This is a genomic window from Roseitranquillus sediminis, assembly GCF_016918935.1.
GTDB classification, from domain to species: domain Bacteria; phylum Pseudomonadota; class Alphaproteobacteria; order Rhodobacterales; family Rhodobacteraceae; genus Roseitranquillus; species Roseitranquillus sediminis.
Map to the genome: position 1 here is coordinate 265,111 of NZ_JAFFOB010000018.1, position 13,055 is coordinate 278,165.

General features: G+C 67.4%; 12 protein-coding genes. 7 read left to right on the forward strand and 5 right to left on the reverse strand.

The genetic code is table 11. From position 1 onward, the window contains the following. Positions 1-64: 64 nt before the first annotated feature. The 7 genes from JM664_RS13160 to JM664_RS13190 are packed head-to-tail and all read left to right on the forward strand — an operon-like array spanning position 65 to position 7,206. Positions 65-979 carry an ABC transporter permease gene (locus tag JM664_RS13160; RefSeq protein WP_227420377.1) on the forward strand — a complete coding sequence of 305 codons (915 nt, stop codon included), beginning with the start codon at positions 65-67 and terminating at the stop codon, positions 977-979. Next, positions 976-1,896, forward strand: a complete 921-nt coding sequence (locus JM664_RS13165) for an ABC transporter permease (RefSeq protein ID WP_227420378.1) — start codon at positions 976-978, stop codon at positions 1,894-1,896. The genes JM664_RS13160 and JM664_RS13165 overlap by 4 nt, the downstream gene beginning before the upstream one ends. Further along, positions 1,893-2,897 (forward strand): ABC transporter ATP-binding protein, encoded by a 1,005-nt coding sequence (locus JM664_RS13170; protein WP_227420379.1) that lies wholly within the window; start codon positions 1,893-1,895, stop codon positions 2,895-2,897. Before JM664_RS13165 ends, JM664_RS13170 begins: the two co-directional genes overlap by 4 nt. Before the next feature lies 1 nt (position 2,898). Continuing rightward, positions 2,899-3,891 (forward strand): ABC transporter ATP-binding protein, encoded by a 993-nt coding sequence (locus JM664_RS13175; protein WP_227420380.1) that lies wholly within the window; start codon positions 2,899-2,901, stop codon positions 3,889-3,891. Positions 3,892-3,911: 20 nt separating this feature from the next. After that, a complete protein-coding gene (locus JM664_RS13180) occupies positions 3,912-5,012 on the forward strand; it encodes a mandelate racemase/muconate lactonizing enzyme family protein (protein ID WP_227420381.1) in 1,101 nt (366 codons plus the stop codon). A 24-nt stretch (positions 5,013-5,036) separates the two neighbouring features. After that, complete coding sequence (locus JM664_RS13185) at positions 5,037-6,419, forward strand: M20 family metallopeptidase (protein WP_227420382.1); 1,383 nt, start codon at positions 5,037-5,039, stop codon at positions 6,417-6,419. Between the two features lie 4 nt (positions 6,420-6,423). Continuing rightward, positions 6,424-7,206: an alpha/beta fold hydrolase gene (locus tag JM664_RS13190; protein ID WP_227420383.1), complete on the forward strand. Its 783-nt coding sequence runs from the start codon at positions 6,424-6,426 to the stop codon at positions 7,204-7,206. Positions 7,207-7,246: 40 nt separating this feature from the next. Here the strand turns inward: JM664_RS13190 and JM664_RS13195 are convergent, their stop codons facing one another. From JM664_RS13195 to JM664_RS13215, 5 genes are all read right to left on the reverse strand, one after another. Continuing rightward, positions 7,247-8,644 carry a M20/M25/M40 family metallo-hydrolase gene (locus tag JM664_RS13195; RefSeq protein ID WP_227420384.1) on the reverse strand — a complete coding sequence of 466 codons (1,398 nt, stop codon included), beginning with the start codon at positions 8,642-8,644 and terminating at the stop codon, positions 7,247-7,249. Positions 8,645-8,893: 249 nt separating this feature from the next. Then, positions 8,894-9,994: an ABC transporter ATP-binding protein gene (locus tag JM664_RS13200; protein WP_227420385.1), complete on the reverse strand. Its 1,101-nt coding sequence runs from the start codon at positions 9,992-9,994 to the stop codon at positions 8,894-8,896. A gap of 4 nt (positions 9,995-9,998) precedes the next feature. Further along, positions 9,999-11,246, reverse strand: a complete 1,248-nt coding sequence (locus JM664_RS13205; protein WP_227420386.1) for an AGE family epimerase/isomerase — start codon at positions 11,244-11,246, stop codon at positions 9,999-10,001. 4 nt (positions 11,247-11,250) lie between these two features. Further along, positions 11,251-12,165, reverse strand: a complete 915-nt coding sequence (locus JM664_RS13210) for a carbohydrate ABC transporter permease (RefSeq protein WP_227420387.1) — start codon at positions 12,163-12,165, stop codon at positions 11,251-11,253. Further along, positions 12,162-13,019, reverse strand: a complete 858-nt coding sequence (locus tag JM664_RS13215) for a carbohydrate ABC transporter permease (protein ID WP_227420388.1) — start codon at positions 13,017-13,019, stop codon at positions 12,162-12,164. Before JM664_RS13215 ends, JM664_RS13210 begins: the two co-directional genes overlap by 4 nt. Between the last annotated feature and the right edge of the window lie 36 nt (positions 13,020-13,055).

Sequence of the window (13,055 nt, forward strand, 5' to 3'; positions counted from 1 at the left end):
GATCCGCGGGCGCCTTCGCACCGAAGGCGCCCGCACCTCCGGCCCGACGGAAAGGCGACGGTCCATGTTCCGCTACCTTCTGCAACGACTGGCGCTGGCGCTGCTGGTGTGCCTCGCCGTGTCGCTGCTCACCTTCTTCCTTCTCAACTCGTCGGGCGACGTGGTCTCGGCCATCGCAGGCGAGGAGGCGACGCCCGAACAGGTCGCCGAGCTGCGCGCGAGCCTGGGGCTCGACCGACCATGGCCGGTCCGCTACCTGGCCTGGATCACCGACGCGGCGCAGGGTGACTTCGGCCGCTCGCTCTTCTTCCGCGAGACCGTGGCCGACCTGATCATGCACCGCCTGCCCAACACGCTGACGCTCGCGTCCATGTCGCTGCTGGTGATGCTCAGCCTCTCCATTCCGCTCGGCATCCTCGCCGCGTTCCGCCCGAACACCTGGCTCGACCGCGCGGCGCTGAGCCTGGCGGTCCTCGGGCAGGCGATGCCGAACTTCTGGTTCGGCCTCATCCTGATCGTGATCTTCGCGCTTCGCCTCGGCATCGCGCCGCCCTCGGGCTCGGAGACGATCGGGCACTTCATCTTGCCCGCGATCGCGCTCGGCTACTACGCCACCCCGCCGGTCATGCGCCTGACCCGCGCCGGCATGATCGAAGTGCTCGAGTCCGACTACATCCGCACCGCCTACGCGAAGGGACTCAGCACCCGCGTCGTGCTCTTCAAGCACGCGCTCCGCAACGCGGTCATTCCTGTGGTGGCGCTGACGGCGGTTCAGTTCGGCAACATGCTCGGCGGCTCCGTCGTCATCGAGACCGTCTTCGGCATACAGGGCGTGGGCTACCTCGCCTGGGAATCGATCTCGCGCCTCGATGTGCCGGTCGTGCAGGCGATCCTGCTGATCGTGGCGGTCTTCTACATCGTGCTCGTGCTGCTCTCCGACTTCCTCAATGCGTGGCTCGACCCGAGGATCCGGCGATGACCTTCAAGGAACTCTCCTCACCCGAAGACGCCGCCACGCCACCGGCACCGGCCAAGCCAAGATGGCGCGACGGCCAATTCCTGCGCCGCGCATTCAAGCACTCGGCCTTCATGGTCGGCGTGGTCATATTCGTCCTGATCGTGCTGATGGCGCTGGCGGCACCGCTGCTCGCGCCGCACGATCCCTACGTGCAGAGCATGACGAACCGCCTCGTCCCGCCGATCTGGATGGAAAACGGCACGTGGGAGCATCCGCTCGGCACCGACGGACTCGGGCGCGACTACCTCAGCCGCATCCTCTATGGCGCGCGCATCTCGCTGATCATCGGCATCTTCACCGTCATCACCTCCGGCCTCATCGGCACCACGCTCGGCGTGCTGGCCGGCTACTTCGGCGGGCGGGTCGACCTCGTGGTCAACTTCGTGGTGATGACGCGCCTCACGCTGCCCGTCATCATGGTGGCGCTGGCGATCGTCTCGATCGTCGGCGGCAGCCTGATCGTGGTCATCCTCGTGCTCGGCCTGCTGCTCTGGGACCGCTTCGCCGTCGTCATGCGCAGCGCGACGATGCAGGTCAGGTCGCAGGAATACGTGCTCGCGGCGCGTGCGGTGGGCTGTTCGACGCCCTACATCATCATCCGCGAAATCCTCCCCAACATCTTTGGCAGTCTCGTCGTGATCGGCACGTTCGAGATGGCCAACGCCATCCTGCTCGAGGCCGCGCTGTCGTTCCTCGGACTCGGGGTGCAGCCGCCGACGCCGTCTTGGGGCCTGATGGTTGCCGAGGGCCGCCAGTACCTCCTGTTCGAGCCCTGGCTGATCATGGTGCCCGGCGCGGCGATCTTCGCCCTTGTGCTGGCGATCAACCTCCTCGGCGACGGGCTTCGCGACATCCTGACACCGGAGAACCGCAGTTGAGCAAAGTGCTTGAAGTCGAGAACCTGCGCGTCGACATCCCCGTCGCCGGAGGCGTCCTTCATGCGGTGCGCGGCGTCTCCTTCTCGCTCGAGAAGGGAGAAACGCTCTGCATCGTCGGCGAGTCGGGGTGCGGCAAGTCTCTGACTTCCCTCGCCTTGATGGGCCTGCTGCCGCGTGCGGCGCGCCGCACGGCCGACAAGCTCATCTTCGACGGCATCGACCTCCAAAGCGCCTCGCGGCGTCAGATGCAGACGATCCGCGGCGATCGGCTGAGCATGATCTTCCAGGAGCCGATGACGAGCCTCAATCCCGCCTACACAATCGGCGACCAGCTGATGGAGGCGATGCTGTGGCACAAGCGCGTCTCGCGGGCTGAGGCGCGCGAGCGCGCGATCTTCCTGCTGGAGAAGGTCGGGATCACCGGCGCGGCGAAGCGGCTCGGCCAGTACCCGCACCAGCTCTCTGGCGGTCTGCGCCAGCGGGTGATGATCGCCATGAGCCTGATGTGCGGCCCCGCCGTCATCATCGCCGACGAGCCGACAACTGCGCTCGACGTGACGATCCAAGCGCAGATCCTCCTCCTGCTGTCGGAACTTCAGGCCGAGTTCGGCATGGGGCTGGTGCTGATCACCCACGATCTGGGCGTCGTGGCCCGCATCGCCGACCGTGTGCTCGTTATGTATGCCGGTCAGGTCGTCGAGAACGGCAGCGCGCGCCAAGTCTTCGGCGCGCCGCTGCATCCCTATACGCGGGGCCTGCTGCGCTGCATGCCCATCCCGGGGCGGACGCGGCCAGGCGAGCGACTGGGCTCCATCCCCGGCATCGTGCCGAGCCTCATCGGCGAGATCCGGGGCTGTGCCTTCCGTGACCGCTGCGGGCACGCGCGATCCGCCTGCGCCGACTTCGACCGCCTGCGCCACAACGAGACCGGGCACGAATGGCGCTGCATCATGGACGAGGCCGAGAGCCTGAGCCGCGCCGACGAGCTGGAGGACGTCTGACATGAACGAAATGGTGCTGGAGGCGCGGGACGTCACCCGCCGCTTCACGATCGGCGCGAGCCTCTTCAAGCGGGCGACCACCTTCTCGGCGGTCAAGGGGGTGTCGCTCAGCCTGCGGCAGGGCGAGGTGCTGGGACTTGTCGGCGAGTCCGGCTGCGGCAAGTCCACACTGGCCAACATGCTGCTCGGCCTGCTCGACCCGAGCGAGGGCGAGGTGCTCGTCGGCGGCAAGGCGATCTCGCGGTCGAGCCCGCTCGAGCGGGCGCGGCGCATCCAGCCGATCTTTCAGAACCCGTACTCCTCGCTCAACCCGCGCAAGTCGGTCGAGGACATCGTCTCGCTGCCGCTCCGCATCCATAATGTCGGGTCGGCGTCCGAGCGGCGCGCGAAGGTTGCCGAGATGCTCGACATGGTTGGCCTCTCGCGGCGCTACCTCGACAGCTATCCCAACCAGCTCTCGGGCGGGCAGCGGCAGCGCGTCGCGATCGCGCGCGCGCTCATCATGCGCCCGGAGGTGGTCATCTGCGACGAGCCGACCTCGGCCCTCGACGTCTCGGTGCAGTCCCAGATCCTGAACCTGCTGCTCGACATCAAGGACGAGCTGAACGTCAGCTATGTCCTGATCAGCCACAACCTCGCGGTGGTCCAGCACATCGCGACGAGGGTCGCGGTGATGTATCTCGGCCGGATCGTCGAGGAGCAGCCGACGGAGCAGCTCTTCGCCAACCCGCGCCATCCCTACACGGAGGCGCTGCTGAGCTCGGTGCTGACGCCCGAGCCGGAGCTCGGCATTCCGGACACGCACCTGGGCGCGGCGTTCCCGAACCCGATGGACCCGCCGCCGGGTTGCAGCTTTCACCCGCGATGCCCGCACGCGATGCCGCACTGCTCGACCCTGCACCCGCGTCCGCTCAGCGACGGCGACCGGATGGTGGAATGCCACCTCTACGACGAAGCCGCGGCGCAGGCGGCGCGAGAGCCGCAACCGGCCTGACGGCGGGAAGGAGTCCAGCGATGACAACGCGTATCGGCGACATCCGCGCCAGCGTGCACCGGCATGTCGCCGACCTGCCGCTCAAGCCCGGCTCGGCGCGCGGCTCAACCCGCGTCATCTGCGAGGTCGAGACCGATGACGGGCGCGTGGGGGTCGGCATGACGGGCAGGTTCCTCTGCCATGCCACCGTGACCGCCATTACCCGCCACATCCTGCCGGCCATCAAGGGCATGGACATCCGCGACCTTGAAGCAATCCACGGCCGCCTGCGCAAGGTGCTGTCCGAGCGCGGTCGGCAGTCCGGCGTCAACCTCTGGGCGCTCAGCGCGGTCGACCTCGCCCTGTGGGACCTGATCGGTCAGGTGAGCGGTCGCCCGGTCGCGGGTCTGCTCGGCGGCCATCGCGACCATGCCGACGTCTACGTCACCTTCGGCTTTGGCGACTACGAGCCGGACGAGCTGGTCGAGGTGGCGCGGATGCTGATCGCGCAAGGCCACACACGCCTGAAGATGCTGGTGGGTGTGGCAAAGGATGGCCTGCCCGGCGACGTCCGCCGCGTCCATCACGTGCGCGACGCGCTCGGCGACGACATCCTGCTCGCCATCGACGCCAACGAGAGCATCACCCTCGACTATGCGCGCCGCCTCTGCCGCCGGATCGAGGAGTGCGACATTGCTTGGTTCGAGGACCCGGTGCGCGGCAACGATCCGCGCGACCTGGCGGCTTTGAGGCGCGGCACCTCGATCCCGCTCTCGGCCGGACAGATGGACGGGCACGCGACCCGCTTTCGCGAGTGGGTTGAGGCGGACGCCATTGACATCTTCATGCCCAACAGCCTCTACGCCGGCGGCATGACTGAGGTCCGCCGTGTCGGCGCCATCGCCCAGATCTACGAGCGGCCGATCTCGGACGCGGGCGGCGGCGGGGTCTACTCCATGCACCACGTCGCCGGCCTGCGCGGCGGCACGCTTGCCGAATGCCACCTCGGCACCGACGCGTGGGAGCGCATGATCTACCTCGACGCGCCCGAACCCGAAGCGGGGCGACTGCATGTCCCCGACCGCCCCGGCTTCGGCGTGACGCTGAACCGCGAAGCAATGAAAGAAACGCTCGTCCCCTGACGCCTGAGATGGAGTTCTGACCCTATGTCCCGTGCCGACGCCATCGCCGCAGCTCGCCGCCACGTCACCGACGGGCACTTCGCCTCCGAGCTGGCGCGGCGCGTCGCCATCCCGTCCGAGAGCCCGCGCGAGGACAGCGGTGCCGACCACCGGCGCTACCTCGAGGACGAGATGCGCCCCTGGCTCGAGAGTATGGGCTTCTCATGCCGCATCCTCGAGAACCCGTCCATCGACCGCCTGCCGGCCCTCTTCGCCGAGCGGCACGAGGGCGACGACCTGCCGACCGTGCTGACCTACGGCCATGGCGACGTGCTCTGGGGCATGGCAGGCGACTGGGACGAGGGCCTCGACCCCTGGAAGCTGGTCGAGCGCGACGGGCGGCTCTACGGGCGCGGCACCGTCGACAACAAGGGGCAGCACGCGATCAACCTGGCGGCGCTGTCGGCGGTGCTGGAGGCGCGCGGCCGGCTCGGCTTCAACGTGAAGGTGATCATCGAGATGGGCGAGGAGTCGGGCTCGCCGGGCCTGCAGGAGCTCGCCGAGACGCACCGCGACCTCCTCTCGGCTGACGTGCTGATCGCCTCGGACGGTCCGCGCATCGGGGCGGACAGGCCGACCGTCTTCCTCGGCGCGCGCGGCTCGCTGAACTTCCACCTCATCTGCGAATGCCGCGAAGGCGCGCACCATTCAGGCAATTGGGGCGGCGTGCTGACGAACCCCGGTATCCGCCTCGCCCATGCGCTGGCGACGCTGACGGATGCGAACGGGCGGATCCAGATCGATGCGTGGCGTCCGCCCTCGATTCCGGAGAACGTGCGGGCGGCACTCGACCAGCTGGCCTTCGAACCCGGTCCGAACGACCCCCAGCTCAACCCCGACTGGGGCGAGCCCGGCCTGCAGGGACCTGCGCAGGTGATGGGCTTCAGCAGCTTTGAGGTGCTGGCCTTCCTCTGCGGGCGGCCGGAGGCGCCGGTGAACGCCGTGCCCGGCTGGGCCCGCGCGACCTGCCAGCTGCGCTACGTCGTCGGCGTCGACGGCGAACAGATCCTCCCCGCGCTCCGCGAGCATCTCGACGCGCACGGCTTCAGCGACATCAAGGTCGAGCGCATGAAGCGCGGCTTCTTCAGCGCGACGCGTACGGACCCCGACAACGACTGGGTCCGCCTCGTCCGCGCCTCGGTCGAGGAGACGACGGGCAAGCCGGTCAGCCTGCTGCCGAACCTCGGCGGCTCGTTGCCGAACGAGGTCTTCGCCGAGACGCTCGGGATGCCGACCGTCTGGGTGCCGCACTCGCACCCCGCCTGCTCGCAGCACGCGCCGAACGAGCACATGCTGGCGAGCGTCGCCGAGGAGGGGATGGCGATGATGGCCGGCGTCTGGTGGGACATCGGCGAGCGGAGGGCGTAGCGCCATGGCACGGCTGCAACGGGACGGCTGCCGCCTCTACTACGAGATTCATGGCCGCGAGGGGCCGGCGCTGGTCTTCGCCCACGGCCGCGGCGGCTGCGCGGCGAGCTGGTTCAACCAAGTGCCGGTCTTCGCAGCCGATCACCGGGTGGTGGTCTTCGACCATCGCGGCTTCGCCCGTTCGACCTGCGCCGAGGACGGTCCGCACCTGCGCTTCTTTGTCGACGACCTCGAGGCGCTGCTCGACGCCGAGGGGATCGAGCGTGCGGTGCTCGTGGGCCAGTCCATGGGCGGGCGCACCTGCCTGGGCTTCACCGCGCGTCATCCCGAGAGGGTCCGCGGGCTGGTCCTGTCGAGCACTCCGGGCGGGCTGATGATTCCGGCGGTGCTCGAGACGCAGGAGGCGCGGCGGAAGATCCCGCGCGGCGTCGAGGCGCCCACCGCGGCACTCGCACCCGCCTTTCGCGAGGGGCGTCCGGACCTGACGTTCCTCTACGAGCAGCTCCGCGCCTTGACCGAGCCGCCGGGGCCGCTCTTCCGCAAGAGTCTCGAGACGCTGGAAGGCGGCACGACGCCGGAGACGCTGGCGGGCTACGGTACACCGACCCTGATCCTTTCGGGCGAAGAGGACGTGCTCTACCCGCCGGCGATCCTCGAGGCCGTTCGGGATGCGATTCCCGGTGCGCGGCTCCACCGGATGCCGGGCGTGGGCCATTCGCCCTACTGGGAGACGCCAGAGGCGTTTAACGCCGTCCTGAAAGAGTTCCTGACCACGCTCCGCGACTGAGCCGGCGCGGCGGGCATGCCGTCGCGCCGGGAGATGCACGTCAGGTCGCCGGGCGATCCGCCAGGTCCCAGAAGACGCCGGCCATCACGCCCAGCCCCTCGCCGAAGAGCGACTTGAGCCCGTGCTCGTTCGGGCCGTGCTGCTTGCATCCGCTGTAGGAGTGCGGGATCCAGATGACCGGCGTGCCGAGCTCGTCGATGAACATCTGGCTCGGGTTGCTGCCGGCCGAGCACGGCTTGACGTTCGGTGCCGTACCGGTGGTGCGCTCGACCGAGTCCGCCACGAACCTGACCCACGGATCGTTCGGGTCCGTGCGCGAAGGCGCGAATTGCTCGCGCTCGACGGTCGGCACGATCTGGACCCCGCCGAAGCCGCGCTCGTCCAGATGGCGCCGCAGCGCAGGCATCAGGACATCTGCCGGCACGTCGACGGTGTGGCGGATCTGGCAGGTGGCAACGGCGCGGCTCGGCACAGAGTTGACCGGGTTTTCGGGGTTTCCGGTCTTGAAGGCGAGGATGATGAAGCTGGTCCAGGCAAAGACCTTCTGCGCCCGACTGAGGCTGGTCTCGCCCCACTCTGGATCCGGCTCGGGCATTCCTTCGACGTGGTCGACCTTCAGCGCCTTGGCGGCCTCCATGACGGAATCCGGCACCGACTTCGGCAGCCAGTCCTCGACTAGGATGCGGCCCTGCGGCGTGGTCAGGGTCGAGATCGCGTGTGCCAGGATGATGCCCGCGTCCGGCAGCACGCCGCCCCAGTGCCCCGAATGCAGCCCGCCCGAACGGTCGAGGTCGACGACCAGGTCGAAGCGGTAGCCGCCCCGGCAGCCGAGCGTCAGGTCCATACGGTCGAACGACATCCGCGGCCCGTCAAGGCCGATGAAGACGTCGGACGCGAAGGCCTCGCGGTTCTCGTGGAGGACCTGCTGCAGCCCGGGCGAGCCCTGCTCCTCGCCCGTCTCGATGATGAACTTCATGTTGCAGCGAGGCTCGCCGCCGTTCTCCTCGGCGACGGCCTGCGCCGCGCGCATGGCGACGGTGTGCTGGCCCTTGTTGTCGACAGTGCCGCGGCCGTAGACGCGATCGCCGTCCTCGGTGAGGTTCCAGGGATTGAGCCCCTCGTCCCAGGTCTCTTCCAGCCCGCGGACCACGTCGCCGTGGCCGTAGACGAGCGCAGTCGGCAGTGACGGATCGACCTGGCGCTCCGCAAGCAGGACGGGTCCGCGCTCATCGACCGGGTTGTCGAAGACGCGCCACGTGTAGCCCATCCTGTCGAACGAGGGTCCGATCTCGTCGGTCACGTAGCGATAGAGCTCCGGGCGGCGGGACAGGATCTGGCTCTCAGTGGGGATCGCGACGCGCCGGGCAAGATCCTCCAGGAAAGTACCGTCCTCGATGGACGCTTCGGCTCGAGCGCAGGCCTCTGATCTGGATCCCATGGTTCCCTCATGTTGTTACGATGTGTTCGTGCACGACGCGCACCGGGCAGCGAAGTGCTGATTTTCACGATACTAATTGTCTGGAAGAACTGAATACCCAACTCGCGCTGCGAAATAAATTTCTCGGCGACGGGCTGCTGGAATGGCGTCAGCCCGGCAGACAGCCGGCGCTTGGCTTGCGAAGCCGCTAGTCGCTAGCCCATGCCAAGGCATTCGTTCTGGAGCTAAGCCGACCTTGTGAGGCGCTTTTCAGTGCGCCTCGCCGGACGGCTGTATGCGCAGGGTGCTTTCGCTCTCGAAAAGATGTGCCTGTGCTGGATCCGGGCGGAGATGGATCTTCTCCCCGGGGCGTGCGGAAACCCGCTCCCGCAGGACCGCCGTGATGCGATCCTCGCCGATATCGGCGACTACGTGCGTCTCGGCGCCGGTCGGTTCCACGGTCACGACCACAGCGGGCAGCGTGCCGCTCTCGCCGTCCGTCGCGAGGGCGAAGTGCTCGGGACGTATGCCGTAGGTCACGGGTGTGCCGCCGGCCACCTCGGCCACGCGCGGATCGACCTGCCAGCGCACGCCGCTGTGCGACAGGAACTTTGCGGCGCCATCCGTGCGCGCGATGCGCCCGCCGACGAAGTTGATCGACGGCGACCCGATGAACCCCGCGACGAACATGTTGACCGGCCGGTCGTAGAGAGTGAGCGGGTCGCCCAGCTGCTCGACCACGCCGTCGCGCATGACGACGATCTTGTCGGCCATCGTCATCGCCTCGATCTGGTCATGAGTGACATAGATCGTGGTGGTCTTCAGGCGGCCGTGGATCTCCTTCAGCTCGGCACGCATCTGGACCCGCAGCTTGGCGTCGAGGTTGGAGAGCGGCTCGTCGAAGAGAAATACCTCCGGGTCGCGGACGATGGCGCGGCCCATGGCCACCCGCTGGCGCTGGCCGCCCGAGAGTTCGCGCGGAAAGCGCTCGAGGTAGTTCGAGAGACCCAGGATCTGCGCGGCGTCACGCACCTTGGTCGCGATCTCGTCCTTCGAATGCCGCGCCAGGCGCAGCGAGAAGCCCATGTTCTCAGCCACCGTCATGTGCGGATAGAGGGCGTAGTTCTGGAACACCATTGCGATGTTCCGGTGCTTGGGCTGAACCTCGTTGATCACCCTCGCGCCGATCTTGATCTCGCCCGCCGAGATTTCCTCGAGCCCTGCAATCATTCGCAGCAGGGTCGACTTCCCACAGCCGGACGGGCCGACGAGCACGACGAATGACCCGTCCGGCACGTCGATCGAGACATCCCTGATGACGTGCGTCGTTCCGAAGATCTTGTGGACGTTCTCGATTTCTACCGAAGACATGGCGTCAGTTTGCTTTCGTCGTTCTGGAGGCGAGCCGCTCTGCCACGTCGGCCGCGGCCAGAAGGCTCAGCCCGGTATGATATCCCGGATCTAGACACGGTGTTGCGGGAACGTAGTCGATGGGGCCGTCGGGCGTGAGGCACTGGACCGCGATCGGCGGCGTGCCGCGCCAGTAATCCTTAAAGAAGGTCCGGTCCGCCTTCTGCCAGAGACGCAAGGTGTCTGCGCTGCCGCTTCGTGCGTGCGCCAGCGCGGCGCTGCGGATCGTCTCGGGCAGAGACCACCAGGGGCAGTAGGGGCTGACTGGCCGGCCCGTCCCGGCCGAGACGGTCAGCCGGATGCCGGGGCCCTGGAAGCCCATGTCGAACGAGGCGACGAGGATTGCCTCCAGTCTCGCGACGGTCTCCGGGTCCGCATCCGGCGGCAGGTGATCGAGCGCAAATCCTACGAACTCGATGCCGTGACCCACGTTGCAGTCGTCTTCGCCGGGGACATTGCGGAGCAGGCTCGTCGCGGGGTCGTGGTGGCGGTCGAGGATGTGTCCGATGAAGCGGTCAGCGTATTTCGTCTCGCCGCCAAGGCCTAGCCGCGCCAGCATTCCGGCGGCGCCCAGCAGGATCATGCGCGGTCCGAAGTCTGCAGGCTCCGCGTGGGCGGTGGCCGGATCCAAAGCGACCTTTTCGGCCATCTGGAAGCGGTCGTCGTCAATCGCCTCGATCACCTTCGCGAGCGAGCGGAGATGTCGCGGCACATCGTCCGGCGCATAGCGTGCCGCGCCGCAGATCAGTCCCTTGGCGAAGAAGGCGTCGGAATAGGTGTAGACGTCGCCGCACAGCGTCTGCGGCGCCACGCCGTCGTTGGTCGGGTAGACGGGCCGCAGGTCGCGATCGTAGCAGAAGTAGCCGTGCCCATCCCGCGACCAGAGCTCGTCGAGCGCGGTGTAGAGCGAGCGCCCGGCCTCATCGAGCCTGGCGGCGAAGTCCGGGTCCGTCTCCTCATAGCGGCGGGCATGTGTCGTCACCGCTTCCAGCCCACGCCCCTGGATCCAGCCGTAGAGCCAGTCCGGCCCGCGCATGCCGTCGCTCGGCCCATAGTCCAACAGGGTCAGCGGGTTCAGCTTGGTGTTTAGAAAACGCCCGTGCAGCCGCGGCCGCTCCAGCATCCAGTTCAGCGTCGCCGCATTCGACGTGAGGTAGCGACTTGTCACTCGCGCCAGGAAATCGTCGGCCGTTCCCGGCCCCGCATCGTTCATCGCGTCACTCCTTCAGGCCAGTGCTCGCCACGCCCTGCACAAGGTTGCGACGCAGGAAGATGAAGATCGTGACTGAGGGGACCAGGACCAGTGCGGAGGCCGCGCTGAGCCGGCCGAGATCGATGGTGAAGCCCGTCTGGAAGAGCGCTAGGCCGACCTCGATCGTGTAGCTTTCCTTGGTCGTGGCCACGATGATCGGCCACGCGAATGCGGTCCACGCCTGGAAGAACGCGAGCACGAAGAGGGCGCCGAGAGCCCCGCGCAGCAGCGGCACGACGACCCGGACGAAGATCCAGATCTCGCCCGCTCCGTCGATGCGCGCGGCCTCGAGCAGCTCGTCCGGGATCGAGTGGATCACGTTCTGCCGGATAAGGAAGATGCCGAAGCTCATTACCAGGTAGCCCAGCAGCAGCCCGGGCAGCGAGTTCAGGATGCCGAGCGCCTGCGCCTGAAAGTAGAGCGGGATCATGTAGACCTCGAACGGCACGATAGCCGTCGCCAGGATCACCGCGAAGAGGACGCTCATCGTGCGCGACGGGAACTTCGCCATGAGGTAGCCCGCGATTGCCGAAGTGACCGAGATCGCAATGGCCGACGAGAGCGCGAAGGCGAGGCTGTTGAAGATCCAGCGCAGCAGCGGCGTTGACGAGAGCACCGACGTGAAATTCGAGATCGTCGGCTCGCGCGGCACCAGAGTCGGCGGCCAGGCGAGCATCTCCTCCGGCGTCTTGAAGGCGTTCGCGATCAGCAGGAGCAGCGGCAGCACCATGAAGAAGCCGAAGAGCAACAGGAACACGTCGATGGCACGGTCGGCCAGCGGCGTCTTCTTCCGCCGGTGCGGCAGGTCGGGCAGCACGCCGCCGGTGCCGGTGGCAGGCGCCTCGACCTTGACGCCGTGTATGTCTGGACGCGACGTCATGCGCGGCTCCGGCGTTCCCGCAGCAGGCGGAACTGGACCAGGGTGAGCAGGAGAACGATGAGCAGCAGGATCACTGCCTCAGAGGCCGCGTATCCGATGCGGTAGTTGCGGAAGCTGTTCTCGAGCATGTCGAGGACCAGCACCCGCACCTGCCGGCCCGGCGCTCCCTGCGCGTCGGAAGCGAGGACGTAGACCTGCGCATAGACGTTGAACGACGTGACCAGCGTGATCACCGAGACGTAGAGCGTGATCGGCTTCAACATCGGCACCGAGATGTTCCAGAAGGACTGCAGGCCCGACGCCCCGTCGAGCTTGGCCGCCTCGAAGAGCGAGTTCGGCAGGTTTTTGAACCCGACGAGGTAGATTAGAACGCAGTAGCCCAGCGCCTGCCATGAACAGAGTACGATCACGCAGACCAGCGACAGGACGGGGTCGAAGAGCCAGGCCTTGGGCTCGACCCCGAAGACGGAGAGGAGCGCGTTCAGCGGGCCGAGCTGGGCGTCGAAGATCCACTTCCACGCCATCGCCGCCGGCACGAGCGAGACGACATGCGGGATGAAGACGGTGGTCTCGTAGAACCCGGCAAAGCGGCTGCGGGTGCGATGGTAGATCAGGGCGGCCAGCGTCATAGACAGCGGCACCGTGATCGCCAGCACGCCGAAGGCGATGATGGAGGTGTTCAGCAGCGCCTCGTGAAACAGGCGGTCCCCCATCAACTCGCGAAAGTTCGCGAGGCCGATGAAGGGCTTGGCGACCGAGAGGATGTCCCACTTGTGGACGCTCAGCCGCAGGATCTCGACGATGGGAAAGACCCGCACATAGGCGAAGATCGCCAGCACGGGCAAAATCGCCACGATCGAGAATAGCCACCGACGACGCTGCACGCTCGC

Coding starts and splice junctions, on each gene's coding strand:
- JM664_RS13205 (WP_227420386.1), bottom strand. CDS start 11,246: ATGAACGATGCGGGGCCGGGAACGGCCGACGATTTCCTGGCGCGAGTG.
- JM664_RS13165 (WP_227420378.1), top strand. CDS start 976: ATGACCTTCAAGGAACTCTCCTCACCCGAAGACGCCGCCACGCCACCG.
- JM664_RS13175 (WP_227420380.1), top strand. CDS start 2,899: ATGAACGAAATGGTGCTGGAGGCGCGGGACGTCACCCGCCGCTTCACG.
- JM664_RS13200 (WP_227420385.1), bottom strand. CDS start 9,994: ATGTCTTCGGTAGAAATCGAGAACGTCCACAAGATCTTCGGAACGACG.
- JM664_RS13185 (WP_227420382.1), top strand. CDS start 5,037: ATGTCCCGTGCCGACGCCATCGCCGCAGCTCGCCGCCACGTCACCGAC.
- JM664_RS13160 (WP_227420377.1), top strand. CDS start 65: ATGTTCCGCTACCTTCTGCAACGACTGGCGCTGGCGCTGCTGGTGTGC.
- JM664_RS13180 (WP_227420381.1), top strand. CDS start 3,912: ATGACAACGCGTATCGGCGACATCCGCGCCAGCGTGCACCGGCATGTC.
- JM664_RS13190 (WP_227420383.1), top strand. CDS start 6,424: ATGGCACGGCTGCAACGGGACGGCTGCCGCCTCTACTACGAGATTCAT.
- JM664_RS13210 (WP_227420387.1), bottom strand. CDS start 12,165: ATGACGTCGCGTCCAGACATACACGGCGTCAAGGTCGAGGCGCCTGCC.
- JM664_RS13195 (WP_227420384.1), bottom strand. CDS start 8,644: ATGGGATCCAGATCAGAGGCCTGCGCTCGAGCCGAAGCGTCCATCGAG.